Origin of the sequence: Rothia sp. HMSC061C12 (genome assembly GCF_001815755.1) — a bacterium.
Taxonomy (GTDB): Bacteria; Actinomycetota; Actinomycetes; order Actinomycetales; family Micrococcaceae; genus Rothia; species Rothia mucilaginosa.
On the sequence record NZ_KV821871.1, the window covers coordinates 1 to 2,221 of the forward strand.

The 2,221-nt window shown below is 56.3% G+C and carries 1 protein-coding gene; it reads left to right on the plus strand.

The genetic code is table 11. The features are described from left to right. Nucleotides 1-488: 488 nt before the first annotated feature. On the plus strand, nucleotides 489-2,221 hold a 1,733-nt coding region (locus tag HMPREF3055_RS06235), incomplete at its 3' end, for an ATP-binding cassette domain-containing protein (protein ID WP_070738584.1).

The following is a 2,221-nucleotide window of genomic DNA, read 5'->3' on the forward strand; positions in this document are numbered from 1 at the left end:
CTGCCGCCGCATCCGCATTGACCGCACGCTCAACCTTTCAACAAAAACTCTCGGGAAGGAACCATTCGGGGAATCAGCATGCTGAATCTTCTCCTACATGGGAAGGTGTTTGACTCAGCACCCACATAGTTTCTATGCTTGAGCCATCAGCTCTCTATCCGCGCTACCCCACCACGGGGGTAGCTGGCGGAGCTGAATGTATCGTTTGACCGAAGCCACCCAAGGCGCGACCGGGGTGCCCTTCGGAATCTAGGAGGCATCAAAGAAATGACCCACCGAGCATAAGCCCGGACCTCACAGAATTTTTCGCGCGCTCACGCAGCAGGTTTATAGGCACAGCCATATAGTCGCTTTATCCTGCGTATTTCTGTCAGCGCGCACGCACCCGGGCATAGGTCTATTCACCGTTACGCTCGGGTTTTTTCATGCCTTCACACCTTCACGTGCGCTGGCAGGAATCCGAGCACCTACTCGAAGGAACTCGGCCCATGCCACACCACATTACACTCGACCATATTTCGTACGCACACCCGAGCCAGCCCCCACTGTTTGTGGACCTTTCGGCAGTATTTTCTGCGCCACTCACCGGGCTTATCGGCGATAACGGCACCGGAAAAACTACCCTCTTCAGACTTATTCTTGGCGACATAAACCCTAGTCAAGGCACAATTAGCACCCCACCGCACATAGCGTACTTACCGCAAGATTTAGGGTTGAGTGGGCATCAGCATCTTGCCGATATTTTTGGAATTACAAAAATACTGCAGGCGCTTGATGCGCTGGAATCGGGTGAATATTCCCCCAGCCTTTACGACACCATAGGCGACGCCTGGGATATTGAAGAACGCACCCTCGTAGCCCTTGCCGAACATGGTTTTGGTCCTGCCCTCACTACGACCGATACACAGGCCCGTCGCAACCTTCTGATGCGTCCCCTTAGCACCTTTTCAGGTGGTCAGACGGTCACAGCCGCACTCACCGCGCTTCTATATTCAAACCCCGAGTTCATTCTGCTGGATGAGCCCACAAATAATCTGGATTCTTCGGCGAAGAATCGGCTTTATACGGCTCTTGCAACCCTCACCTGCCCGGCACTCATCATTAGCCACGACCGCGATCTGCTGGAGCGCGTGAACGTGATTGCCGAGCTTCACGCCGACCGCCAGGGGCTGGCGCATCTGCGCCTCTTCGAGGGTAACTACAGCACATACCGGCAGGCACTGGAGACCGAGCAGCAGGCAGCTCAGCGCCACGTGACCGAGGCGAAGAATGAGGCGCGTAAGGCTGTGCGTGAGCGCGCCGAGAACCAGATTAAGCTCGATCGCAACACTCGCCGAGGTCGCGAATTTGAGCGATCAAAGCGGAAACCTGGCATGGCTATGGGCCTGGATAAGAACAGTTCAGAGCGCTCTGCCGGAAAACTTCACACAGCCCACGAAAGCATGGTGGCGGATGCGCGTGCAGCAGTCGGAGAAGCCCAAAAGAACCTGCGCGTGCAGGAGCGTATCTATCTGGAACTTGCTCAGGATGCGCTCCCACTGGGGCGGAAGGTACTGGAATTACATCGGGTAAAGAACGACTCTTGCGCATCTACACCGCAGAGCGCCGACCTTAAGAATGCATACACCCAAAACACCGTTTCACGTGAAACACAACCATATAAAGTTGATTATCTGCTTCAAATCCAAGATTTTCCCGAGGTTCTTATCCTGACCGGACCCGAACACCTGCACATCACGGGCGCAAACGGCAGTGGCAAGACTGTGCTTCTCAATGCGATAGCGCACGCGAATGACCCTGATTACCGTTCCCCAGTGCCGCCTGCATACCAAGTGCTCTACCGCCTGGACAACACCGCATACCTGCCGCAGCGCATCACCCTCGACCCGCAGCTCACCCTCCTTGAAACCGTACAGAGGGCGAATCCCGGTGCGAGCGAGCAGCATCTGCGTGACCAGTTGGCGCGCCTGCTCTTCCGTCGCGAAAGCGTACATCAGCGCATTGGGGATTTATCCGGAGGTGAGCGCTTCCGTGCCGCGGTGGCGCAGGTGCTTCTGGCGGATCCGGTGCCGCAGCTACTCATGCTGGATGAGCCGACGAATAACCTCGATATTTCTTCGGTGGATTGGCTGGTGCAGGCACTCGAAGCCTACACCGGTGCGCTCATCGTGGTGAGCCACGATGAGGATTTCTGCCGCCGCATCCGCATTGACCGCACGCT